This is a genomic window from Vibrio brasiliensis LMG 20546 (assembly GCF_000189255.1).
Taxonomy (GTDB): Bacteria; Pseudomonadota; Gammaproteobacteria; order Enterobacterales; family Vibrionaceae; genus Vibrio; species Vibrio brasiliensis.
In genome coordinates, this window is the sequence record NZ_AEVS01000101.1 from 10,681 (window position 1) to 36,714 (window position 26,034).

Consider the following 26,034-nt stretch of genomic DNA (forward strand, 5'->3'; position numbering starts at 1 on the left):
TTCTGACAGTGCAGTGACAATTGATTAGTGCTCAAATTAATAATGCCTAGCTTGCTCAATAGCTGCTAATCAATAAATAAAAACATCATGATGGCAGTAACTAGATAATGGGATAAAACCGTTTTGCTAAACCAGATTTCTTCGAAACTGAATTCGCTTATCGTAGTGCTCTTTACCATGATCTCTATTCAAGCCTATGCGGCTGACATAGAAGTCATCGTTTCTCCTACTAGCGCGAATTATGAAAATGGTCAGCTGATTGACTATCAGGTGACGGTTAAAAACACGACTGCGAAGACATTTCGAGATGTAGAAATTGAAGATTTAGTTTGGGACACACTGACTTCTACCGAATCAGGTAGTGGTAAAGCGTTTAGTTCAGTAACTATTACAGCTTCAAACAGCTGGGGATCAAATCCAGGCTCTTTTGCTGCTAATGATTCGAACTTAACGGTTTCGGACGCAAAACTGTTTCCATTTGGTAGTAATGATTATCTTATTCAGGCCAAAGTGAGTGATGATGCTATTGGTCAGATTGAGCTAGGTAAGACAACCGTTCGTGCGGACGTTGATGGCGATGGCAGTTCAGAAGTCTTTGTACCGACTACGCCAAGCATTTTTACCCCAGTTCCGTATCAATATGAATTAGACCTGTCGGTTGATAAAAGTGAGTATCAAGTTGGTGCTTCGCTAACCTACACCCTGACGGTGACCAATACCGGTAGTTACCAGGTTCAGGGGCTTGATATCAGTCAGGCGTTTCAGTCATTAGCAGTAGAAAACGTTACTGGCTCAACGTCCTCACCATTTAGCAAGATCACGATTAGCGGAAAAAAAACGGGTAGTGATAGTGATCTTGGTAGCTTTGCTACCAGTGGTGATCTTGAAGTTAGTGATGCCAAAATCGCGGTAGGCGGTAAACTTACCTATACCATCTCAACGACGGTGGCTGACAACCTAGTCGGTGATATCGTAACTTCAGCAAGTGCTCATACTAAAGATGGTGATATTGAAACTCCTCAACGAACTACGCCTCCAGTTGAACCTATAGTTAGCATTGAACACTCGATCAACAAAACTTCGCCATATCTAGTCGGTTCTGAACGTGTCTTTACTGTTGAAGTCAGTAACACTGGTCAGGGCATCGCTTATGGTTACCATGTTAAGCACAACATCAATGAACTGATTTCAGACTTGGGCTTAGGTAATAACCTTAAGTCAGAACATAACAGTAGCGACCTTTCGGGTAATCCATTTGCTCACTGGAGTGTTGAGGTTACTGATATCGGCGCTAACTCTCAATCGAGCTACAAAGACTTGGGCTCGCAAACAGATGTGGATTTTGATGATCAGGTTTCAATTTTCCCCAATGAAACGATTACCTACCAGATCAAAGCCAACATTTCGCCTGTCGCAATTGGTGAAGTTAAAGGCGCTAATGCCGCAATTTTTAATTCAGGCGGCGGTTTAGAACAAGATGCTCAAATCAGCAACATTTTTGGAGCAGAACGTACGCTTAACGTAAACGACTCGGAAATCAAAATTGTAAAAACCACCAAAGAGTCTGAGTACATTCCGGGCAATACGGTTGAATACGAGATTAAGGTTTCTAACTCTTCATCCAAATATTTTGCCAACGACTTGCAAGTTGTCGATGACTTAACCTGCGTCCAAACTGATATGGCGGCAGGCGCGGGCCAGGGGCAAGCATTTAAACGCTGGAAGCTGGAACCGGTTAGTGCTGAAGATGATAAGGGGACCGATCACGGTCAGTACAGCTATGGTTCTTGGACTACCTCTCCAGTGACAGTGTCACCAGATATTGCGCCAGGTAAGTTTGTCACCTATAAACTGACTGCAGAAGTGAATGAGTCGAGTGTCGGTTTGATTATCGACGATAACCCGGCTTGTAGCGATAACGTCACCGAAGAGGGCTCTGGTGTTCAGATGCCAGAAGATAACCTACGTGCGAGCAAAGATGTTGATTCACGCTACTACTCTTCGGGCGATGTACTTACTTATACCATTCGTGTCGATAACGATGGTGATGGCTTTGCCGATCAAGTCCATGTAAAGGATGAGATCGACAAGCTAGAGACGATTGATATCTATGGTAAAACAATCAAAGCATTTGATAGTTGGACGATTACAGCGCAAGCCTTCAAACAGAGTGGCTCGCCGTCAAGCGCATCAGACACTGGTATCAGCGGTAGCATTAATAGCCCTGATATTCTGGATGTAGACGCGACTATCGAACCACATGGTTACATCATCTATACCATTGAAGCTAAGACGAATCCGTTGGCAAACGGTCATATCCAGAATAGCGTAACGGTTGATGATTCTGTCTATGCTGACCGAGGTTCAGATCCGCGTGATTTCAGTATCAATTTGATCAAAGAAGTTAAAACCAACAATGATGCTAACTTCCATTCTGAGCGCACCAGTTATTCGAAAACGGAAAACGAGATCACGTACCGTCTGCGTTTGATTAACAAAGAAGGCAATGGCTACGCGACTAACGTAAAAGTCAAAGATGCTATCTCATCAATTGAGGCTGGTATTCTTGAACCCGATAACGTAACCAAGAAAGTTTTCTCTTCCTGGACGATCAGTGCGGAAATCATCTCAGACAACCCTCTGCTTAATGGTAATAGCACTTACACCAATGTCGGTAGCTTTGAAGACAATAAAGATCTGGATACGGTTGCTCAGATCCCACCAAATGTTGAAGTGGTTTACACCATCACTGCGCAGATTGACCGCAGCAATGGTGACGAAATTATCTATAAACGAATCGATAATAGTGCCGTGATTGAAACCCCAGATTCTGATTCTCAGTCTGGCATGCAAGACGCAGCGGTTGTCTATCCGAAAGCGCCAAATGTGGTGGTGGTTAAGACAACCAAAGAGAATGAGTTTGTCCCTGGTCAATGGGTAGAATTTGATGTGACGGTTTACAACCGTGGTGCAGGCTATGCGAATGAAGTCAAAGTAAGCGATGACATTGTGGGCATGAATGCCTTCTCAGAGTGGACCATTCAACCGATCACCGACAAAAACAATTCACCATTCAAGACGGGTAGCTATCCAGATGTTAAGTCAAACTTCCCTGATAATGGCAACATAGACACACGTATTGACATTGATCCTCAGACCGTTCAGGGGATGGGCTTTGTCACCTATAGAATTCGTGGTCTGGTTAAAAATGACTACAAAAAAGACGAGATTTCTAACACCGTAGAGATTCACGATCCTGTTAACAATCTTGACCAATCAGCAACGGCTGAAATCGGCGATAGCGGTGACGCGAAGCTAAACGTTTCTATCCTTAAAACGGCAGATGTTACCCGCTTCACTCCTGGCGAAGATGTCACCTATTTTATCTATCTTCAGAACAACAGTGAACACAATGCGGACAACTTAAAGCTGATTGACCCGCTAAAAGAGATCAAATCGGTGCTTGCTAACCAGAAGAACAATCAGTTTGAGGATTACGAGGACCAGTCTCCGTTTGAATACTGGCAGTTTGACTATGACGATGGTGCAGGGTGGCAGGCACAGACCAATGAAGATTTGGTCTACCCACCTGGCGGTGTTAACGAATCATTTACTCTTGGTGCTGGAGAAACGCGAACCGTTAAGATCAAAGCTCGTGTAAAGGATAATGTTATTGGTTCACGCAATGGTGCAGGGATATTAGAGCCTATCATTGCCAACGATGCCTATATTTTCCGCGACTACAAACAGGTAACGGAAGAGTCACATGTTTCTCACCATGAAATGGAGCGTGTAGACAGTGGCGGTACGACGACGCGTGAACTACTGGTAAACGGTAAGAAAAGTGCCTTCTATGCTCCGGGTGACACGTTAACTTACAAAGTCAAAGTTAGTTCAAATAACGGTTACTTTAACAACCATAGAGTGTCTGAAAACATTAAAGGTGTCAGCGTTCTTCTACTCGATGGAACTAATGCTAACCCGTTTAATGACACCTTCTCTGTTGCCGTAGAAAAAGAAGATAGCGACGGTGGTGATGGCACTACTGACGGTACTTTAGATGGTGTCGTCAAGGACAACGAAAATATCACCACTACGATCGATGTAGCGGGTGGAGACTATGTGCTTTACACCGTAGAAGGTGTGGTACGTGACGATGCGGTTGGTGACATCACTATTGGTGGTATCACGGTTGAACCTTACGACTATCATCTGGCCTTTACCAAAACCGTCGAGCAGAAAAACTATCAACCTGGTTCAGAGCTTACCTACCACTTAACAATCAAGAATGATGGTAAGGGGGGCGCTTATGATATCCCTGTTGTTGATACTCTCTCGACGATCAAAGTTGGCTTGATTGATGGTAGCGATGGCTTAGCTTTCCCAAGTGGCTGGACTATTGAACCTAAAGTACTGGGCGGTAATCCGAACGCTGAAGTCGATCTCGACAAGACTATTGCTGATAACAAAGACATAAGTACTCATGCGTCAATCCCACCGGGCGAGACCATTGAATATGTCGTGCGTGCACAAGTTAACCCGAATGCGGTTGGCAACATTGTTAACTTACTTAAGGTCGACGGCGATACGGTGAGTGCAGAGTCTAAAGCGGACACTGAGAAATACGACTTCGAGAAGCATGTCACCAAGATATACGATGTTGATGGCACTACGGAACTGACCGGAGGTTACACTCCAGGTGGCTACATTGAGTACCAAATCTTGCTTAAGAACAAGAACAATGTCCACCTAAAGGATGTGCCTGTTTTTGATGATATTGCAGGCATTACGACAGAGTACTTTGATGGAACCACAGGTCGTGCCTTTACTCAGTGGACAATCAAAACCGATGTCGACAAATCGACACTCTCGAATGCGGGAAGTGTGACTGATAATGCCAACATCGATACTGAATTTGATTTGGCAGGCAGTACATTTGATCCGGATGGCACGTTTGTTAAATACACCATCAAAGCTAAGATCTCTGAAAAAGCGGTTGGCTCGATCCAGAACACCGCTAAGGTAAACAACAAGCATAACCTTCCTTCTGAAAGGGTAGATATGCTGGCTTCAGATGTTCAAAAGCTACACAAGGCATATACAGATGCGAGTTATGCGACGCACAAAACGACCTATAACCACACACCAGATGGTCAGAAGGTTGTCTACCATTTGCGTCTCGACAACAAAGGTAAAGGTACAGAGTACGATGCTAGTCTGACTGAAACCTTCAGTAAGCTTAAATCGAAGCTGGCGCAGATCGCAGCAGGCCAACCAGACAATCAACAAGGTGTGGTATATCAACCTGCGAGTTGGATAGTTACGGTTGAAACATCAACTGAAGAGGTGACCGATATCGGGTCGTTTAGCGGTGGTACCGATGTGGATATCGATATTGCTAAACTGTCGATTGCTCCGGGTGGTTGGATTGACATCAAAGTTGAGTCACAAATCCGTGATGATGCGATGACTGCGGTCACCATTCAGCCTAAATATAACGGGTCTGGTTTTGGTAAATCGCAAATCAAACCGGAAACCTCAAGTCTGGATGTGAGCAAAGAGATCATCTCAATTGGTGGCAGACCATACTCGAACGGTGATACTTACAAGCCTGGCGAAGAAGTCATCTATCACTTCACGGTAACCAATACTAAACCTGTCTGGCGCGATAACGCAGTGTTACGCGATATGCTGTCGAACATTACGGTAGAAGTGTTAGGTGGCAGCGTTACTCAGGCGCTGAACGATACAGAAATTACTCACACCATCACTAATGGTATAGACAGCGATGTCGACACCTATTTACCGTCTTATGACGCCAACGGTGACTTGGATATTGTTGCCGATATTGCGCCCGGTGAAGAGATCAAGTTCGTAATTAAAGGCACTATTCGATCTGACGCACTCGGTGTTATCGATGCTAACCAGGCAACGGGTGGCAATAATGAAGTCACGACTCCGGAGATCCCTCCTGTTGCGCCAGATCTCGTATTCGAGAAACTGGTCACCAATACGACAGCGGATGGTGGTAGTTGTAGCTTCCCATCGGATAGTGGTACCGGCTGTGAATATAACCCAGGTGGTCAGGTGAGCTACACGATTACGGTCGAGAACCGTGGTGAAGGTATCGCTAATGACGTTGCTATTATCGACAAACTGAATGCTATCAACACCTCAACAGGTGCTAAGGCATTCAGCGGCTTATCGACCACGATTCTTGAACAGCCAAGTAGTGACCGATTCTCTATCTCTGGTAATTACGCGGGTAACAAACCGCTTGATGCGACATTCGACTTAATGCCGGGTGACAAAGTGGTATTTGGTTTGCTAGGGACAGTGGATGCGGATGCAACCGGTACCATTACCAATATTGCTAAAGTTGATGGTCAGGATTCGAACTCAATTGTACTAGGGCAGGGTGAAGCGGATATTGTAGCCGCTAAGTCAACAGACACCCCGAGCTACACACCGGGTAGCGAAGTACGTTATACCATGTATATCGCCAACCGAGCTGACTCGAATGCTGACGTACGTGTTGAAGATGAAATTTCTAAGTTCATGGTCGAGACGGCTGACGGCTCGATGCAAACAGCATTGCAATCCTGGTCGACGACAGCAACCTTTGTATCCAACGTAACTGCGGCGCACAATGATGCCAGTGCGATTCAAACCACAGGTGACATTGATGCGATAGTGAAGTTAGGTGCAGCAGGAACAGAGCCGACTGTGCTGAAAATTGAAGTGGTTGGTAAAGTCAGAGATGACGCGGTTGGCAAGTTCGGTAACACCTTGTATGTCAACAATAAACAGTACGACCTACAACAACACTACATCTACCCAGAGTTGGGCGCGCTGAAAGTAACCAAAGAAACGTCATTGTCTCCGGCTCTTTATGCACCGGGTGACTCAATCGGCTTTGACATTGTGATTGAAAACACTGGGGCGGGTTACCTGCAAAATGTCAAAGTTGAAGATATCGCGTCGAATATCCGCGCTGATGTGGTAGATAGCTTACTCGCGGGACCAGTATTCGATTCGTGGGACAAAGCATCAAGCTCAATGACGATTGTTGATCCTTCAGCAAGCAAGACGGTGGTAATTTCGCAAACTGAATTTGACGCGCCTGATGGCTTTAGTGGTGAGTTTAACTTAGCGCCAGGATCACAGATCCAACTTCATCTGGAGGGGACGGTTAACAGTAACGTGATAGGAGCGATTACTAACCGTGTAAACGTCACAGCAGACAATGTTGAGCCTGCAAGTGATGATGCAACATACTTGCCTCTTGATGCGGAAGTGACGGTTTCTAAGAACGTCGACAAGAGCGTTTATCAGGCTCAAGACACGCTGACTTACACGATTGTCTTGACCAATACGCAACGCGTTTGGGCGACCGACGTGAAGGTTGAAGATTTCGTTGACCGCATTAGTGCTGAAACCATCTATGGCAGCACGATTTCAGTATTTGACCCTGCAACAATTGAAATCAGTGGGGTATCAGCCAACGGAACGACAAACTTACCAGCGCTATCGGGTAACTACATTGATAACAGTGTCGATATTGCGCCGCAAGACATTGTCACTATTGCCATTAAAGGTCAGCTTAAGCCTGAAATTATTGGGGAAGTCCGTAACCTGGTGACTGTCGGGTACGATGGTAAAACACTAGAAGATGATGCAGTTAGCACACCGCTTATTCCGTCTATTGAAGTGACCAAAGAACCATTCGATCCACTCTACACTCCGGGAGCGGTTAATGGTTTTGAAATCAAAATCGTCAACAAGGACGCGGCATTTGCTAACGATATTGTGTTAGAAGACCTCATCTCAGCTGTGATGGTTTCGACTGCAGATGGCGTTGACCGACAGGCATTCAGTCGTTGGACGGTTGACTATTCGGCGAACGATCCAATGACTTCAGTCGACAGATCGACCTATGGCTGGAATAGCGATATTAATACCAACATCGATTTGGCTCCGAACGATACCATTACCTTCACCATTCAGGGTGAGGTTGATGCTAAAGCAATTGGCGAGATCGTTAACACAGCGAAAGTGACTTACGATGGCAAAGAGTTCGAGCCAAGCGCGACCATTAAGCCTAAGCCTGCGGATATTACGTTAACTAAAACCGCCGACCGCGAGTTTTATCAGGCAGGGCAGAGCGCGCAGTTCGTAGTGACGGTTAGCAATGGTGGTGAAGGCTTTGCCAATGATGTTGAAATCAAAGACGTCATGAGTGATGTACTTGTTACCCTGGTTGATGGTACTAACGGGACCGCATTTGAAAGTTGGACAATTAAGACAGAGTTGAGTGATATCAGTTCTTCCTTGTCATCTACGCCAAGTGGTAACAACCCTGATATTGATACCTTGGCTGATATTGCGCCAAACAGCACGGTGACCTTTACCATTGACGGCACTGTTAATCGTTATGCGACGACGGATATTGTTAACCAGGCGAGTGTGGACTTTGCTGGTCAACCAACCTTAGATGCTCAGGCGATCATCAAGCATCGTCCGGTTTCATTGACCCTCGAAAAGTATGTTGGCGAAACTGGCACGGAGACAGAGATGACTTATGAGCCGGGTAAAGAGTCAGTGTTCCGCGTTATTGTTGCCAACCAGAACGAAGCGTTTGTTGCTGGTATCCAACTTAAGGATTTACTGGCTTCGATGACGGTGGATACGGTCAACGGTGCAAAAGAAGCCGCTTTCTCTAGCTGGAATATTGAAGTCAACAAGGGTAACGATCTGACTCAGATCTCTCCGGACCCAACTGGCAGCAACAAAGAAGTTGACGCTACTGTTGATCTGGCGCCTAACGACACCTTAGAGCTTGTGATCACAGGCAAGGTCAATGAATTTGCTAACGGTCAGATCGACAATAAAGCGACCATGGTGATCAACAACAGTGGACGTCCTCAGCGCTTTAGCGCAGTGGCAAGTCTGCTTCCAGAGCCTGACAACGTCGTCATTACCGAATCAGCTGACAATCCGATCTACACCGCAGGTCAGCAAGCGACCTTCCGTATTAATCTGTTTAATGACAGTAAAGGGTTCGCCAACGATATTATCCTGCGAAACGCAATCTCAGGCATGAAGGTTCCAACAAGACCTGACATAGCAAGTGGTAATCGTGAAGTCGTCAATGCCTTCACCGATTGGACGATTAGCGCAACGAGTAATGACCCGCGCACCAATATTAACGTCGGCACCTTGTCAGCTAATGATGATATAAACATTGCCGGTGATATTGCCCCTGGTGACACGGTTGAGATTGCAATTACCGGTACGACAGACTCGCGTGCAATGGGCGAGATTGTCAACACGACCCATAAGATTGACGAAGCGCAGTCAGCCACTCCGACTACGCGTAATGCATCAGTTGAAACCGTCAGTGCGATGATCACGCCACAGGCCGTTAGTTTTGCTATCGACAAAACTACGGATAAAGGTGATAACGCAGAGTACACCAATGATGACTCTGAGCTGACTTACATTCTGCGCGTTAGCAATGAAGGTTCAGCGACCATCACTGGCGCACAAATGGTTGATGAAATAACTAAGCTAGTGGGTGCAAACGGCAATGCCTTGTTCACAACCTGGAAAGGCACTATCGAAGAGTGGCCAAGTGGTCAGAAAAAAGGTGAGTTTACCGATAAAGACCTGATGTTACCTGACGGCGCTCTTTCACTCGATCTGCTGCCTTACATGGGTAACGGTTACGAAATTAAGATCACTGGTGAGCTGAACAAAGGGCTTGATGACGATATTACAAACACCTTCACCGTCACTGATCCTGCGACGGGGATCAGTGGTTCTGATGATGTGACTATTCACGTCAAGAAATTTGCCGATAACGAAGGCGAGCTGGTTGTTGCGAAAGAAGCAATGAAAACAGACGCTCAAGTAGGTGATGTGGTTGAGTATGAAGTGACTATCGTCAACAACAACGAGTCAGAATTTAAGAACGTTAAGCTGGTTGACCGTTACCCGTCAGGTTTTGCCTATGTTCCGGGTTCGACCGAGATAACCAATAGTGGTCCGGACGGTCAGTTTGATACCAACGATGACGTAATCAGCACTGATGATCCTGCAGTCACCAACTCTCTAACCTTTAACGTTGGCGACATGCTTGCTTATGGTGGGGCAGATAAGACGATTACCGAGCAAGTACGTATCCGCTACCTACTGCGTGTTACTGTCGGCGCGACTTTTGGTAAGTATGTTAACTCTGCGGTAGCGATGGCGCCACCGGAAGGGCAGGTGTCAGGGGCGCTGGAAGAGAAGTCTAACACAGCGACTGCAACCGTTGAGGTACTGCCAGACAAGGTGTTCGATACGGCTTCCATCATAGGCAAAGTGTTTGAAGACCATAACAAAGATGGCTTCCAGGCTGATGCAACCGCATTTGAGATACAACTATCTGCCAATGTAAGCGACAGAGATTATATCAAGAACACCACTGTGCTGATTCGTGATGGTAAAGAGACTCGCCTCAAAGACCGTCGTCATAATCGCGGTGAACATACCGGTCATGTCTATGGCGTTAAGGTGAACAGTGCTGGCGACTATAAGCATAACTACTCACACGCTACACAAGCGAAAGAGCCTAGCTATGACTACGATTCAGCACTGGTTGATGGGTATGAAATCGACAAGCTGTATGGCATCTCCAAGAACCGTACGCTTCCAGCGAGCAATAAGGTTAGCTTCCAGCTTGAAACTAAAACCAAACAAGGTTTCAGCTTCAGCGTGATCACCGAATCTGGTACCCGGTTAGTGTTTGACCGTGAAGGCAATATTACCTCGCGCCATGTCGGTGATAAGCAGCAAGAGCTGTCTGCAGAAAATCTCGATGTGACACGTAATCTATACAAGGATGGTGACCACTACTTGTGGGAAATCATAATTGAAAACAAAGGCATCTATGAAGACGGTATTCCGGGCGTAAGACTGCTCACCGTTGAAGGCATTATCATTGAAACCGACCAGTACGGTCGCTACCACGTGCCAGATCAATGGGTACTGGACAAGAAAGGTAAGAACTTCTTAGTTAAGGTCGACACTGATTCATTGCCAACAGGAATGAAAGTTATCAGTGAGAACCCAAGAGTACAACGAATCTCACCGAACAAACTGACCAAGTTCAATTTCAGTGTCTCGGTGGAGGAAAAAGAGTAATCGTGAATAACAATAACGACAAACAAACGCGATTGGCGGAAGAACTATGAAAACATTCAAAATGACTCGTCTGGCAGTGAGTATTATGGCTGCCATTCCGGTAATGGTAGTGGCAAAAGACACCAGTCAGTTGGAAAAGCTTGATACGGACACCACCGGCATAGAGGTGGAGGTTCATCAGCAAGAAGATAGCTCACGTATTTACCTTGATGAAGGGGCGATTTGGGCCAGCCGTGATATCACCCGTTTTGAACCTGTACTGGATGTCAGTGTTGGTGATGAACTGGAAGTGGAGCAGGGCAAACTATCTGATTCGGTGAATTTTACGGTCAGCTCAAACTACAGCTACTACATGAAGCGCTACCAAATCGAGATCTTCCGCGGGGAAGATCGTAGCCTGTCTCAGCCACTTAAGGTGATTGAAGGTACAGAGGTAGCGAATGATATCGATATCAGTTGGGATGGCAGCACGGACATCGACTACGCGTTTGAAGTGGGTAATCAGCTGCAATTCAGATTCAAGGCTTGGGACAAAGACGACAACATGGATATCACCACTATCGGTGTGATTGATCTAGTTCGTCCGGCCTCTGAAGTTGATATCGAACGTAATCAAAGCGAAGAGCAGTTGGCACGAAGCTTCGGCCGTGCTCAGTTAATGCGTCACAATATTCCGACCAATTCAGGTTTGGCTAAATTTATCGGAACCGGGCTTAAGGGCGTCGATAAAGTTGTGATTGGCGAAGATGAGTTTGAAGTTGAAGATGGTGAACTCTACGCCGAGCAGTTCCTACCTGCGGATGCGTACCTTTTCCCAACCAAAGTTATCTTTGATAACGGCGATGAGCGCCGCTATCAGCTGTATGTGCGAATTCCAGACACATATTATGCTCAGGCTGGTCTGGCAGATATGTATATCGGCAAAAACCGCGTTACTGGTGACACTGGCGCGTTAGGCGTTAATGACCAGTATCAGGACGATGTTTATAACCAGGGGCGTGTCGCTTACTTCAGCCAGGGTAAGTTTGGTGACAAGCTGCGTATCACCACCCATTTTGATAGCAAAGATGGCCAGATCAAAGACATCTTCAAGCATCCATTTGCTGCTGAAGACTCTAGTGTGTTCGATATCCTCGAAGATGACGACGAACTTTACTATGGCGATTATGGTGATGGCGCCAACATTCATAAAGTGGTCAATACCAAAGGCAAAGTCTACTTCGACTTAGAGTACGATAAATCGCGTGTGTTATGGGGTAACTACAACACAGGCCTGACTGGTACGGACAACAACGACTACAACCGTAGCTTGTATGGCTTTAAAGGCGATTACCGCACCCGCTCTACCACTAAATATGGTGAAGACAGACTGAACATCGTTGGTTTTGCTGCTTCCGCCGATTCGTCGTTTGCCCATGATGAGTTTCTCGGCACAGGCGGCTCGTTGTATTTCTTGCGTCATGGAGAATTAGTACCGGGAAGTGACAAAGTCTACGTTAAGGTAGTGAACAAAGACTCGGGAATTTCAGAGCGAGAAGTGCCGCTGCAATCAGGACGCGACTATGAAATTGACCCGTATCAGGGCCGTATCATCTTAATGCGTCCACTGAGCAATATTATTTCAGATAGTTTTGGCAGTGTGATTGACGATACGCCAGCCGATGGGTTTGAAAACTATCTGGCGGTAGATTATGAGTATGTGCCAAAAGGTTCAGATGTCAAAGATTCGCTCACCTATGGTGGTCGTGCCAAGGGTTGGCTAAACGACTACATTGGTGTTGGTGTTAACTACGCGACGGAAGAGCGTGATGGTCAGAACTATGAGTCATCTGGTGCAGACTTAACCTTACGCGCAACTGAAGGCACTTACATCAAAGCGGAATGGGCGCACAGTGAAGGTCGTCAGACCGATTCTAACTTTGTCTCCTTTGATGGCGGTTTGACCTTTACCCCAATCGGTGAAGATTTCGATGAGCGTAAAGGTGACTCTATTCAGGTCAAGGGTGTTGCCAGCCTATATGACATTGCGCCTAACATTTTTGGCGCGGTAGGTAACGATGTTAAGGCCTGGTATAAATCAAAAGATGCGGGTTACAGTTATGCCAGCCAGAGTGACGATTTAGAACAATTGTCTTATGGTACAGAGCTGAGACTGCAAGCGTCTGACCGATTAAGCTTTGCCACTCGTTACACGTCGATTGAAGAGACAGAGCTTGATGGCACTAAAGAGACCGATACCCAACAGGCTGAACTGGAAGCTCAGTTTAAGCTAACCGAGCATGTAAAAGTGTCCGCTGCAGCTAAACAGGTTGATGAGCTGAATCGTGAAAACGAAAAAGGTAAGGGTACTTTAGCTGGCTTAAGAGCCGACTATATTTGGGATAGCGACAACAGCGTCTATGTTAAAGGTCAGTCGACAGTCGATAAAACCAGCCAGTACGATGATAACGACAGTGTTTCGGTTGGTGCAGAGTTCCGCGTGTTTGAAGATCTCTCCCTTGGTGCGGAATACACCACAGGCGATCGAGGTGACGCGACTGAGGCGACAGCAAGTTACGACATTACCGAGAACTACACCACATACGTTACCTATACTGATGACAATTACGAAGGTACCAACAATGTTGTAGTAGGTCAGCGCGCGGACCTGACTTCCAATGTCGACTTCTATCAGGAAAATCAGTTTGTTGATGAAAACAACGGCAAAGGCCAGATCGATTCATTTGGCTTCGGCTATGACATGAGTGATGATGTCGACTTTGGTATCGGTTATCAGCAGGGTGAAATCGAGAAGAAGAACGAAATCGACCCGACCAAGCTAGAGGTCACTGAGCGCAAAGCGGTGACTTTCACTGCAAATATCGATATTGACGACGTTAACCTCAAACACAAGATAGAGTATCGTGTCGATAAAGGTAACGAGAATGTCGATGTTAACAAGCGTCGTGTAGACCAGTTCGTCACCACCAACCGCTACACGCAGAACTTAACCGAAGAATATACCTTGTTTGGTAAGTTCAATTATTCCAAGTCAATCAGCAAAGAGACGGACGAGACCTTAGAACGCTTTGTGGAAGCAACGGGTGGTCTGGCCTACCGTCCAATTTACAATGATAGATTGAATCTGCTTAGCCGTTATACCTACATTGCCGATCTGGACAACCTTGACCGCGATGTCGATTACAGCAATGAAGAGTCTCATATCATCGAGGTTGAGGGGATTTACTCCGTTAACGCGAAAGTGGATGTGGGTGCTAAATACGCGCATAAAGATAAGAAGGAAGACTTCGAGCGTGCCTCTGGCAATGTTGAAACGGTCGAAAGCAATATTAACTTGTACGGCCTGAGCGCTTCTTATCATGTGATTAAAGAGTGGGATGTCACAGGTGAATATCACTGGAAGACGGACACACTTAACGATGAGCTTGAGCATGGCGCATTAATCTCAGTTAACAAGCATCTATCAGACAACTTTAAGGTCGGTATTGGCTATAACTTCTCAGGTTTTGATAGCAACCTTGCCAATGACGATGATTACAATGCCAAAGGTGTCTTTATCAACCTAATTGGTAAGATTTAAAGGATTTGTATGACAATGAAACTCAACACTTTGTTGGTAATTGGCATGGCGCTAGGGTTAACGGCGTGCTCAACGGACACTTATGTCAGTAAAGAGAACATAGATAAGTTTGGCGATCCTCAGGTCGAGAAGTTCCTTATCCGCGAATGCATCGTACCAGAGCGAGATATCCGCATTGCTATGGCTTCTCATTTTGACTTCGATAAGTCTGAGCTGAAGGAGCAAGACAAACAGTCCATTGATCAACTGATGGCAAGTATTGGCAAACTACATGGTCAGATTTCGATAGTTGGTCATACCGACTACCAGGGCTCTGATGATTACAACGTCAAGTTGTCACTGCGCCGAGCTGAGGCAGTAAAAGCGTATATGCAAAGTAAGCTAGATGCATCACGTTACGATTGGGAAGTGAAATATTACGGTGAATCCAAGCCGCTGGTGGAAGGAGTATCTAAACAAGCCAACGCTGAAAACCGTCGTGCTTATGTGATATTTGAGCAGACCCAGACTCAGCAGGAAAACATCTTCTGTGAGCCACCAGAGCCTGAGCGTAAAGTCTACGTCGCGATGACATCACATTTTGATTTTGATAAAGCACAACTTAACCCAGCCGATAAAGCCTCACTTGATGAGTTTGCGAGCAATTTAACTGGCTTAAACGGCAGGGTGTTAATTGCTGGTCATACCGATTATCAAGGCTCAATCAGTTACAATGAGAAGCTCGCTCAACTCAGAGCGGAATCCGTAATGCAATATTTGCAGACTAAACTAGACCCGAGTCAATTTGTATGGGAAGTTAAGTCATTCGGCGAGCTGAACCCGGTGACTCAAGAGCAAGATCTTGATGCCAATGCACTCAATAGACGTGCGTTTGTTGTCTTTAAAGAGGGTGAGTTACCCGAGTAACCAGTTCACTCGAACCAACAATTTAAAAAGGGGCTAACGGCCCCTTTTTCACAATCACTAAGCAGGAGCAGAGCGTGGAGAAAGTACAAGCAGTCATCGATTTTCTTCTAACTCACAAATTACTTTTTACCGTTTTGATCATTATGATCATCTCACTGATTCGTCGGTTGATATTGTCGATGATACGCGGCGATGATGCCTTTGTATCAGAAGACCAGCGCAGTTGGATGTCGCGAACCAAAAACGGTTCATTTATTACTCTGGTACTGCTGCTGTTTGTCCTTTGGCAGTCTGAAATCAACGAGTTTGCTCTCTCAGTTACGGCAATTGCTGTTGCGATAGTTGTGGCATCGAAAGAGATTATTCTCTGTTTCACCGGATCTATTCAACGTGCCAGTTCACGTTCATTTCGCATTGGCGACTGGATTGAAGTCGGTAAAATCTGTGGTGAAGTGATCGAACACAACATGATGGCGACGGTTATTCAGGAGATTGATCTCTACCATGGCCAATATCACTACACAGGCAAAACAGCGACGCTACCTAACAGTATGTTCTTTACCTACCCGGTTAAGAATCTCAATTTCATGAAGCGCTATGTCTATCATGACTTCGCAATTATTGTCCCTAAGTTCGTCAACCTCTACCCGCTGGTTCCTTTGATGCTGGAGAAGATTGATGAACACATTAACTACTTTAGCGAAGTTGCAAAACGCTACAACGCTATGATCGAAAAGCATGCTGGCGTCGACTTGCCAGGTTCTGAACCTCATATTCACATCACAAGTGGTGGCACCGGGGAGCAGGTTGTTCACTTTATGCTGTTTTGCCCGACCGATAAGGCAACGCACTTAGAGCAAGAGATCAGAGCGGATTTTATGGCGCTGTATGAGCAACATTTCCCTGAGAAAAAAGCTGAGGAATAGGTCGGGGCAATCTTGAGTTTGGCGGTGATAACCTTGGGTTATTTGATTAATGCTGGTTATTGTTACGACAAAACATTGCATTCGAGATTTGGTAAAAAAAAGAGTATGGTGCGCGCAATTGCCTATATGAGCTCAGTCGTCTATTGAGAGCGTAGCGCGCAGCCAAAGGATACAAAAAACTTCATTAAGGATATGCTGCGTCAGGCAATGGATGCGTACAGATGATGTGCGTAATTTATTAAATCTATTGGCTATTAGTGTCCTTAATGAACACCTCTTTAATATATCGAGTCTTTTCCCGTTTCTCGGAAAACACTTATCTTAACGGCTTATGTAATGTCTTCGTGATGTTATTACCCGTTTCACTGCTCTCTGCCTTTGCAACCTTAATTGGCAACGGGCTGATGATCTGGGGTTTTGAATCTGAAGCCGATTATCTGTTGTTTGTTAGCAGACTGGTTTGGAAACTGTTTCCAATGCTACTGCTTATTTACTACGCGCTATTTTTGGCTCGTCTACACAATCTTTCACGCACCAATGTAGTCACACCGTCGGTACTGGTTTACGTAATCTTGTGTAACGAGTGGGGATTGCTCCATCCGGGTTCCATCTTACCTGCCAGTTACCCACTGGCGATCGTGACGCCTTTGTTAGTGGCTTGTGCTGTTAAGCATATGATGCGCAGACGAGTATTTCTGGATTCAGCTTTACCAAATGTCGTTGACCAATCGATAAACCTTATTCTCGGCACTATTGCTTTAGTGTCTGCTTTTGTCTTTATTGGTCATCTGATTGGAAAATTGGTATTGGCTTTGCCAGTCCTTGATTGGGTTCCTTCAATTGGCGTTGATTCACTGCTTGGTGGCTTATGGTATGAGCTCATTCGTAGTCTACTATGGACAATTGGTATCAATGGTCATGTGCTGCTGGCTAGCTACAAAAATGAGTTGTATGAAGTCTCAGTGAACTGTTTCAACTCATATAAAGCAGTGGGTGGTGACCTACCGATCCTTACCAGTAGTTTTTACGATATCTATGCAGGGATAGGGGGAGCGGGAAATACTCTGAGCCTGGTGCTGTGTATGTTGCTTTTCACTAAGAACAAAGGCTACAGAACCTTAGCTGGGGCGACATTGATCCTAAGTTTGTTCAACATCAACGAACCTGTGCTGTTTGGTTTACCTGTGATATTTAATCCGGTATTGATTATTCCGTTTTTGCTCACGCCATTAGTCGCCATTGTGGTCGCATATACAGCAACACTCTTAGGTATGGTTGCCCCTGTTTCTGAGTTCGTAAGCTGGATGACTCCCTCTCTTATCAGTGGTTATATCGCAACGGATGGGCACATTAGTGGCTCAATACTCCAGCTTGTGATCATCGCTATTGGTATCGCTATCTATCTGCCGTTTTTTAAACAGATGGATAGGGTTTCGGGTAGCCATGCGGTGTTTACCAAAGGCTCATCTGACGAGTTTTTTAATTACGAAGAGATAGGCAACAATCGTAGTGTGATTGGGTTGTTGCCTAACATGAGTGGTAACCTGCTTGCTCAAACGGATATTAGCAACTTGCAACGTAGTGGAGAGTTTGTTCTTTTTTATCAACCGCAAGTAAACAACGACAAGAACTGTGTCTCTTCTTTAGAAGTTCTGATTAGGCATCGTAGTAAAGATGGCACCATAACCCCTCCGACTTTCTTGTCTAGTTTCGCTAAGTTAGGTCTGACATCTGATTTGGATATGTGGGTGATCAAGCGTGCGTTGAAAGAAGTGGCACCATTGGCGCCAAACGCGACGTTCAAAATCTCTATTAACGTTTCGCCAGAGACATTTCTGGTGCCAAACTTTGCTGAGATAGTGATAGACCTGATAGAAAACAGTGCCTTAAATTTTGAACAAGTCGAGTTAGAGATCACCGAAGAGTTACTTATCCAAGATGAGCAGACAACCTGGAGTGTCTTTACTCAACTAAGAGAGAAGGGCATTCAGATTGCACTTGATGACTTTGGCTCAGGTTACTCCTCCATCGGACATTTATGTAAGTACGAGTTCGACAAAGTGAAGATTGACCGATCATTAGTGGTTAACTTAAAACACAAACATGGGCGAGAAATGTTCCGACTGACTAGCGAACTGGTTCGTATAACAGGAGCAGAAATCGTCGTTGAAGGGGTTGAAACTGACGAGGAACTTGATTTTGTCTCTCAGCAGGGAATCACTTTAATTCAAGGCTACTATTTCTATAAGCCAATGCCATTTGATCAGGTTTGTCAGCAAGTGGTGTTTTGTAATAGCTAACGCTTAATACTCAAAGGAGCCTGATACGGCTCCTTTGTTGTTTATGCTCTTTAGATCAGATATTTGGACGAGCTGTTTCGTCGGTCGAAGGAGGCAGGTGAGGCAGCGTCACTTGCGGTTGTTCACCGGTTAAAGAACGCAGGAACTCAGTGATTTTGATCGACTCATCTTTTGTCAGCTTTTGACCGAGCTGCAAGTCTGCCATCATTTCTACCGCTTGCTGTAGATCCCAAACGGAACCGTCATGGAAATACGGATAGGTCAGTTCGATGTTACGTAGAGTCGGTACCTTGAACACATACTTGTCGAACTCATTACCAGTAATCGCTTTACGGCCCACATCTGGATTATCCGTTGCAAAAGGTTTCACCAGTCCCATTTTTTGATACATCTGACCGCCGGCCAAGGGACCGCTGTGACAGGCGGTACAACCTTTCTCTTTGAATAGGTTGTAGCCTTCCACCTGAGTAATGGTCAACGCCTTATCGTCTCCTTTCAGCCATAGATCAAAGGGCGCATTGGGTGTGCGTAAGGTCTGCTCAAACGTAGCAATGGCGTCAGTGACATTATCAATGGTGATTGTTTCACTGCCATAAGCTTGCTTGAACCACTGGCGATACTGCGGAATCGATTTGAGAGTATCGATGGCAAGCTGGTGGCTAAATGCCATTTCGAGTGGATTTTCAATCGGTCCTGCTGCCTGCTCTTGCAGGTCTTTTGCTCGTCCATTCCAGAACTGTACGAAGTTCAAGTCTGAGTTAAACACTGTTGGTGAGTTGATTGGACCAATCGCCCATTTGTGACCAATAGAGCTTGGCAAGTTGTCGACGCCACCTTTTGCTATGTTATGGCAAGAGTTACAAGAGATGGTGTTGGAGGCGGACAAACGCGGCTCAAACCATAAGGTTTTTCCCAACTCTACCTTGTTGGCATCGAGCCCTGCCACTGGCTCTATAACCTTGATGGGTTCACCTGCCTGACGCTCTGCGTGGACTGCGAAAGAGATGATGGACAAGACACTCACTGCAATAATCGTTTTCATAATAACTTCCTTTTTCAGTGATTTTTCAATCTCACTAGTGGCACGCACTTCTTGATGGTGCGTTGTGGAAGTCACGGTATATCAATCGATTTTTTCGATAAAATGCAAAAAATCGATGGTTTTTATGGCGAAAAACGATGTTAAAAATGGTCAATTCTTGCGCAGCTTGAATTTACTTATCTCGCGAGTTGAAGATCACTTTCTGTTAACAAATACGCAATAAATAGCATCGAACATTTTGTTGATTTAGGTCAAAGTCACACCTCCCTTTATCAGGACACACACCATAAAGGATGAAATTAGGATGAGTTGTTGATACCTCCGTCAGAGGCCAACAATTAGATGATTGCAGTGCCCAGTCGAGGTTCTTAACCTGAATGGAACTGATCACTAGATGGATATACATATGACAACTGCGAGAAAACAACAGTTATGTGTCGATGCTACCCCTTACTATCATTGCGTTTCTCGTTGTGTCAGACGTAGTTTTCTTTGTGGAGAAGATCCCCTCACACTCCGTAGCTATGAACATCGTCGATCGTGGATTAAGCGCAAGATGCTTGCTTTGTCACAAGTCTATTGTATCGATATCTGCGCCTACGCCATCATGAGCAATCACTATCACTTAGTTGTCCATATCAATAGAGGGAAAGCTTTACGATTATCTGATCGAGAAGTGGTTGAACGCTGGAAGCAAGAGCACAAACTTCCATATATTGTAACCAGATGGTTAGAAGGGCAACTCACCAGCAGTATTGAGAATGAAGTGTGTCTGAAGATTATTGATTCATGGCGAGAACGCTTATGGAGCCTGAGTTGGTTTATGAAAGAACTCAATTATGACATTGCCTGTCAAGCGAATAAAGAAGATGAATGCACAGGTCATTTTTGGGAAAGTCGCTTTAAAAGCCAAGCTTTGTTAGATGAACAAGCACTCGCAGCGGCTATGGCGTATGTCGACTTAAACCCGCTAAGATCGGGCATCGCGAAGACTCCGGAAACATCAGATTATACCTCGATTCAGGCAAGGTTAGACGCACTGAACAAACAGCAAGCTACAGCTCCATGTCTGCATCCATTCATAGGTAACTTGTCGACCAGACAGCAAGATGGAATCCCCTTTAGGCTCATTGATTACATCGAGTTGGTTGATTGGACTGCGCGGCAGTTAAAAGAAGATAAAGTCAGTTTGAGCGAAAAGGTGCCCCCAATTTTAAAACGACTCAACGTAAACCAACTGAAGTGGCTTGAAGCTTGTAAAAAATTAGAGCGAAGACGAAATACGTTAGTCGGTTGTTCACAGAACGCGATGCTTGCCAAAGGTACGTTGAACCGGCTGCGAATCAATCTGTTTAAGTTGGATGGTTAGTCTGAAACAGCAGATCGGCACAAAAGTATTGGAAGTCAAACCAAGCTAAAAGTCAGCTTGGATTCTCACTATTTGTCAAATTCGTACTCAGAACCCAAATCAGACCAACAATCATCGGCGAGTCCGCAGCTTTCTTTTAATTCACACCAGTGCGTCTTCACTGTATGCCAAGTTTTGTCCAAACTTGCCGATTCTAATCATGCCTGTCCTTTTAAAAAGCGTTAAACAGGACAGGCGCATCAATTCGGATTCTAATCATGCCTGTCCTTTTAAAAAGCGTTAAACAGGACAGGCGCATCAATTCGTGAATTTTTAACTTCTGTAATACTTCTGCTTCATCCTCAGCGCAATATTGACCAGTGCTATCAGGACAGGCACCTCAATTAGGGGGCCAATCACGCCCGCGAAGGCTTGGTCAGAGTTGAGGCCGAATACAGCGATACTTACCGCGATTGCAAGTTCGAAATTGTTGCCAGTTGCGGTAAAAGCGATAGAGGCATTTTTGTCATATTCGATGCCAAGCTTTTTACCAACTAAGAAGCTAACAAAAAACATCACCACAAAGTAAATAGCCAGTGGGATAGCCACACGGATTACGTCGAGAGGTAGATCAAAGATCATTTCACCTTTTAGGCTAAACATCAGCACGATTGTCGCAAGTAATGCGATTAGCGTGATAGGGGAGATACGTGGAATGAACACCTCGTTGTACCAGGTTTCTCCTTTAGCTGCAGTAAGCCATTTTCGACTTAAGAAACCAGCCAAGAAAGGGATACCCAAGTAAATCAGCACGCTCTCAGCAATGTCTAACATTGAAATGTCAACGTCAAAGCCTTGGTAACCTAACAGTGGGGGCAACACTGTGATGAATAACCAGGCCATAAAGCTGTATGAGACAATCTGAAACGCGCTGTTTAGTGCAACAAGCGCCGCTCCATATTCTTTATTACCACCGCCTATATCATTCCAAACCAGTACCATAGCGATACAGCGAGCAAGGCCGATAAGGATAATTCCGACCATGTACCCTGGCTTGTCACCAAGAAAGGTCAAGGCAAGCACAAACATAAGAATCGGACCAACAATCCAGTTCATAATCAGAGACAGTTTGATAGCTTGTTTGTCTTTGGTGACGCTTCCAAGCAACTTGTAATCCACCTTAGCAAGTGGGGGATACATCATAAGAATCAGGCCGATTGCCAGCGGGATATTGGTACTGCCAACCGTCATCGATTCGTTCCAGTTGGCGACATCGGGGAATGCGACTCCGATGGTGATACCCACAGCCATGGCCACGAATATCCATACTGTAAGGTAACGATCTAAGAAGCTCATTTTGACCGCGGCTGAAGGGCCAGTATGACTTGTGATATCTGAGCTCATAGTAAAACTCTCTTTCGTTTATCGTCGAATGACGATTTATTGGTAATAATAAATGGCAAACGTCTGCTTGCCATGAAAATGTTTAACTGAATATCGTGTTATACAAGTTAGAGAAGTGACTGATCTCGTCCTTGTTGACTCGATAGCACACCTTAGGTGGAATTGATTGCGCAGTAATGAATCCGGCTTGCTTAAGAATGCGTAAGTGCTCAGACACCGTTGATTGAGCTAAGCCCAGTTCAGAAACCAGATCGCTATTAAGGCATCCGCCCATCTTTTCCAGGTTGAGTAGTATTTTTACTATTCGAACACGGGCTGGGTGTGACAGGGCCTTAGCCTGAGCTGCAAGTTGTAGCTCTTGAGCTAATTCACGCTCTGTAGATTTAAACGCTTGTTCATTAACACGGCTGCATGAGTTGGACATTTTTTCTATCCAATAGTTAATCGTCGAATTGCGATTGATGATACGCCTCCAATCTCAATTCTGCAACTGGTTCAGAATAATGATTTAACTGACGCCAATTATTTAATATTTAGATTGGTCTGGGATATATTTGACGTGATTTTTATAACAATGAAGTATGGCTATGAGAATAATCTGTTATGTCCTAGCACTCTTGCTAGTAGGTTGTAGTCAACCTAAAGTTGAAGTCCCAATTCAACAAGATCCTCAATGGACAAGTGGTGCACTTGAAAATGGCGTTCGTTACCACTTTTATCCTCTGGATGATGAGTCGGTATCGATTCGAATGTATGTTCATGTTGGTTCGGCGCAAGAAACCGAGCAACAGAAAGGCTATGCACACTTTTTGGAGCATATGGCCTTTAATGGTTCTGAACACTTCAGTTCTAGTGATATCGTTGAGTTTTTCGAGAAAACTGGGCTGACTTTTGGCGCGGATATGAACGCCTACACTTCACCCTACGAAACAGTGTATGAGCTTGATTTGCCGAATAGTGTGGAAGTTGAAACTGGCGTTCAATGGATGAGAGATATTGCAGACGGTTTGACACTGGCTGCTGATGAAGTCGAGAAAGAGAAGGGCGTGATACAAGGTGAAATTCGCCGCACTAGCCCTGAGCATAAATCTCTGGAAGGAAAGTATTATGATTTTCTGACCAAAGGCACCCCGTTAGAAAACTTAGATCCAGTCGGAAACCAGCAGTCTGTGGATGGCGCAACGTCAGAGTCAATCAGAGCATTTTATCAAACCTGGTATCAGCCTCAGTCAACAGAAATCATTGTTACTGGTGATATTGACCTAGAACAAGCGACGGCATTGGTTAAAAAATACTTTAGCGACTGGCAGCAAACACCGGATGCCAAACAACAGGTCAAGCAAGATGTCGAACTATCTTTGCGAGATTTTACCGCAGAGGTTGGTGAGTTCGACGCACCAAGTATGAGTCTGTTTGTTGAGCGCGGTCCTGCGAATATTCATAACCGTAGTCAACTGCATGAACAGTGGTTAGATGAAGTGGTGACACAACTAATCTGGAATCGACTTGACGCTAAATTTAACGAGCATGCGACACCACTGCAGGATCTCTATTCATCTACCTATTATCTCAACGAACGCCGTTACGCTCTGATTTCTGTAAGCTTCTCGGCACAAGATCGAGAGCAAGCACAGCGACTGTTTAGTCAAACACTGGCTTCATTGCGTGATTATGGTGTTACGGCACAAGAGATTGAAAGGGTAATGGCCTCTTTCAACCAAGCGGCGACCAATGTTGATTATAATTGGCAGCAGCTATCGGCAGTCGATTTTGCCAATCAGATGGTTAACGTTATTTCACTTGGCGAGACCACTCAGTCAAAGAAAGATTACCAACAAAGCCTGATTGAGTTTATCGAACTTGCTACTGATGAGAAGCTTAACGAGGCGTTAAATCAGCTGTTGTCTGAAGAGTTCTCTATTGTGCTAGGTGCTGATAATGCCGCTGAGATCCCGGTACTAGAGAGTCAGCTGCCTCAATTGCGTAAGCAGGTTAAACAAGCTGGCGTTAAACCACTCGCCATGGCCGCTTCTATTTCTGAGTTAGCTCAGCCGCAGGCGAGTGGCACTATCACTGCTAAGAAGCAGACTGATACTGGTTTCACTGTCTGGAATCTGTCTAATGGTGTCGAAGTCTGGTTTGAGCAGGATACTACAGCGGGTGACTACGTTAACTTCATTTACGCAAGTAAAGGTGGAACTGCTGCTCTGGAAGCTAATTTATATCCAGCGTCGGAAATTGCCGTTGCCGCTATCTCGCGCAGTGGGGTAGGCGAATTCAACGGTACTCAGTTTGATGCTTATCTTGAACGCAACACAATTGAAGTTTATCCATTTGTCGGTTTTAGCCATCACGGTGTAGAAATCGCTGCACCTAAAGCAAAGCTCGCTGATGCATTCAACGTGATGTTTAACGTGGCCACTAACGCTAAGGTAGATAAACGTCAGGTAGAGACAGTTGCTCGCGAAAAAGTAGAGGAGTTGCAGAGCTATCTGGAGACACCTATTGGTCAATGGAACAAGTCAATCAATGACAATACCTATCTTGCGGATAGCCGCCATAAGATGATCACAGCGCCACAGCTGGCGATGGTAACCGAAACCCAAGTACAGCAGGTTTACGATCAACTGTTTGATTATGACCGTGGCAATAAGCTAGTGGTTATTGGTGATATTACTGCTGAAGAGTTAGAACCTCTGATTAGCCACTATATCGCTTCTATTCCGCTCAACACTGCACCTCAAGCGTCATATGTAGCTGGTTATCAGTCGCAACCTAAACCACGCATCGATCTGGCTGTAAATAATGAGCAGAACAGCTTTTATCTTCTTAGATCTATCAACTCCGAAGCCGATGTGAGCAGCGTACGTAATGCGTTTATTGATGACATGATTCAGCGTCTGCTATCTAAGAAGCTTAATAGCTATGTGCGTGAAGAGTTGAGCCTTGACTATGCCCCTGATGCTTATAGCGCTTCTCAAGACCGTGAACCTAGCACTGACTGGTTTATTGAAGCTCAGGTAGCACCGAAAGACATCAGCAAAATCGAGCAAGCCGTTGATCAAGTGGTTGTGGAGATGACACAAGGCGTGACTCAAAACGAGCTGGATCTGGTCGCTAAGCAGCTCGCAGTTGCCCTTGAACCAATCGATGATGACTCTGTTCAAAGAGTATGGTTCTACACTCGTTACTTGATTCACGGTTATGGTGTAGAGGCTCTAACGGATGTTGAAGCCATGACCAGGTCAATTACTAAGCAAGAAATTGACGATCGAATCGAACAGATATTTGGTCAAGGTAGTGTTAAATCCAAATACAGTTTGACACCAAAGCCTTAACGG

The 26,034-nt window shown here is 45.2% G+C and carries 10 protein-coding genes; 7 read left to right on the plus strand and 3 right to left on the minus strand.

Features of this window, described 5'->3' with window-relative positions; translation table 11 throughout:
* Nucleotides 1-177: 177 nt before the first annotated feature.
* The 5 genes from RH46_RS18640 to RH46_RS18660 all read left to right on the plus strand — a co-directional run bounded on the left by RH46_RS18640 (nt 178) and on the right by RH46_RS18660 (nt 18,899).
* Nucleotides 178-11,187 (plus strand): DUF11 domain-containing protein, encoded by an 11,010-nt coding sequence (locus RH46_RS18640; RefSeq protein WP_050789254.1) that lies wholly within the window; start codon nt 178-180, stop codon nt 11,185-11,187.
* A 46-nt stretch (nt 11,188-11,233) separates the two neighbouring features.
* The gene (locus RH46_RS18645) at nt 11,234-14,767 is read left to right on the plus strand and encodes a hypothetical protein (RefSeq protein WP_006881077.1); all 3,534 of its coding nucleotides are present in this window, start codon (nt 11,234-11,236) and stop codon (nt 14,765-14,767) included.
* 15 nt (nt 14,768-14,782) lie between these two features.
* A complete protein-coding gene (locus RH46_RS18650) occupies nt 14,783-15,673 on the plus strand; it encodes an OmpA family protein (protein ID WP_006881078.1) in 891 nt (296 codons plus the stop codon).
* Between the two features lie 74 nt (nt 15,674-15,747).
* Nucleotides 15,748-16,599, plus strand: coding sequence for a mechanosensitive ion channel family protein (locus tag RH46_RS18655; protein ID WP_006881079.1), 852 nt, complete (start codon nt 15,748-15,750; stop codon nt 16,597-16,599).
* A 266-nt stretch (nt 16,600-16,865) separates the two neighbouring features.
* Entirely contained in the window at nt 16,866-18,899 is a 2,034-nt protein-coding gene (locus tag RH46_RS18660; protein WP_040896238.1) for an EAL domain-containing protein, read from the plus strand.
* 55 nt (nt 18,900-18,954) lie between these two features.
* Here the strand turns inward: RH46_RS18660 and RH46_RS18665 are convergent, their stop codons facing one another.
* Complete coding sequence (locus RH46_RS18665; RefSeq protein WP_006881081.1) at nt 18,955-19,941, minus strand: cytochrome-c peroxidase; 987 nt, start codon at nt 19,939-19,941, stop codon at nt 18,955-18,957.
* Nucleotides 19,942-20,347: 406 nt separating this feature from the next.
* Here RH46_RS18665 and RH46_RS18670 point away from each other — a divergent pair, with 406 nt between their 5' ends.
* Nucleotides 20,348-21,310, plus strand: a complete 963-nt coding sequence (locus RH46_RS18670; RefSeq protein WP_174263852.1) for a transposase — start codon at nt 20,348-20,350, stop codon at nt 21,308-21,310.
* 312 nt (nt 21,311-21,622) lie between these two features.
* On the opposite strand, the gene arsB is transcribed toward RH46_RS18670, so the two are convergent.
* A complete protein-coding gene (arsB, locus tag RH46_RS18675) occupies nt 21,623-22,693 on the minus strand; it encodes an ACR3 family arsenite efflux transporter (protein ID WP_006881083.1) in 1,071 nt (356 codons plus the stop codon).
* A gap of 82 nt (nt 22,694-22,775) precedes the next feature.
* On the minus strand, nt 22,776-23,117 hold the full coding sequence (locus RH46_RS18680) for an ArsR/SmtB family transcription factor (RefSeq protein ID WP_006881084.1): 342 nt from the start codon (nt 23,115-23,117) through the stop codon (nt 22,776-22,778).
* Nucleotides 23,118-23,280: 163 nt separating this feature from the next.
* Here RH46_RS18680 and RH46_RS18685 point away from each other — a divergent pair, with 163 nt between their 5' ends.
* Nucleotides 23,281-26,031: a M16 family metallopeptidase gene (locus tag RH46_RS18685; RefSeq protein WP_006881085.1), complete on the plus strand. Its 2,751-nt coding sequence runs from the start codon at nt 23,281-23,283 to the stop codon at nt 26,029-26,031.
* Nucleotides 26,032-26,034: the final 3 nt, after the last annotated feature.

Excerpts from the sequence above, each read along its gene's own strand:
- RH46_RS18640 (WP_050789254.1), top strand. The coding sequence starts at position 178 with ATGATCTCTATTCAAGCCTATGCGGCTGACATAGAAGTCATCGTTTCT.
- RH46_RS18645 (WP_006881077.1), top strand. The coding sequence starts at position 11,234 with ATGAAAACATTCAAAATGACTCGTCTGGCAGTGAGTATTATGGCTGCC.
- RH46_RS18650 (WP_006881078.1), top strand. The coding sequence starts at position 14,783 with ATGAAACTCAACACTTTGTTGGTAATTGGCATGGCGCTAGGGTTAACG.
- RH46_RS18660 (WP_040896238.1), top strand. The coding sequence starts at position 16,866 with ATGAACACCTCTTTAATATATCGAGTCTTTTCCCGTTTCTCGGAAAAC.
- RH46_RS18665 (WP_006881081.1), bottom strand. The coding sequence starts at position 19,941 with ATGAAAACGATTATTGCAGTGAGTGTCTTGTCCATCATCTCTTTCGCA.
- RH46_RS18670 (WP_174263852.1), top strand. The coding sequence starts at position 20,348 with ATGACAACTGCGAGAAAACAACAGTTATGTGTCGATGCTACCCCTTAC.
- arsB (WP_006881083.1), bottom strand. The coding sequence starts at position 22,693 with ATGAGCTCAGATATCACAAGTCATACTGGCCCTTCAGCCGCGGTCAAA.
- RH46_RS18680 (WP_006881084.1), bottom strand. The coding sequence starts at position 23,117 with ATGTCCAACTCATGCAGCCGTGTTAATGAACAAGCGTTTAAATCTACA.
- RH46_RS18685 (WP_006881085.1), top strand. The coding sequence starts at position 23,281 with ATGAGAATAATCTGTTATGTCCTAGCACTCTTGCTAGTAGGTTGTAGT.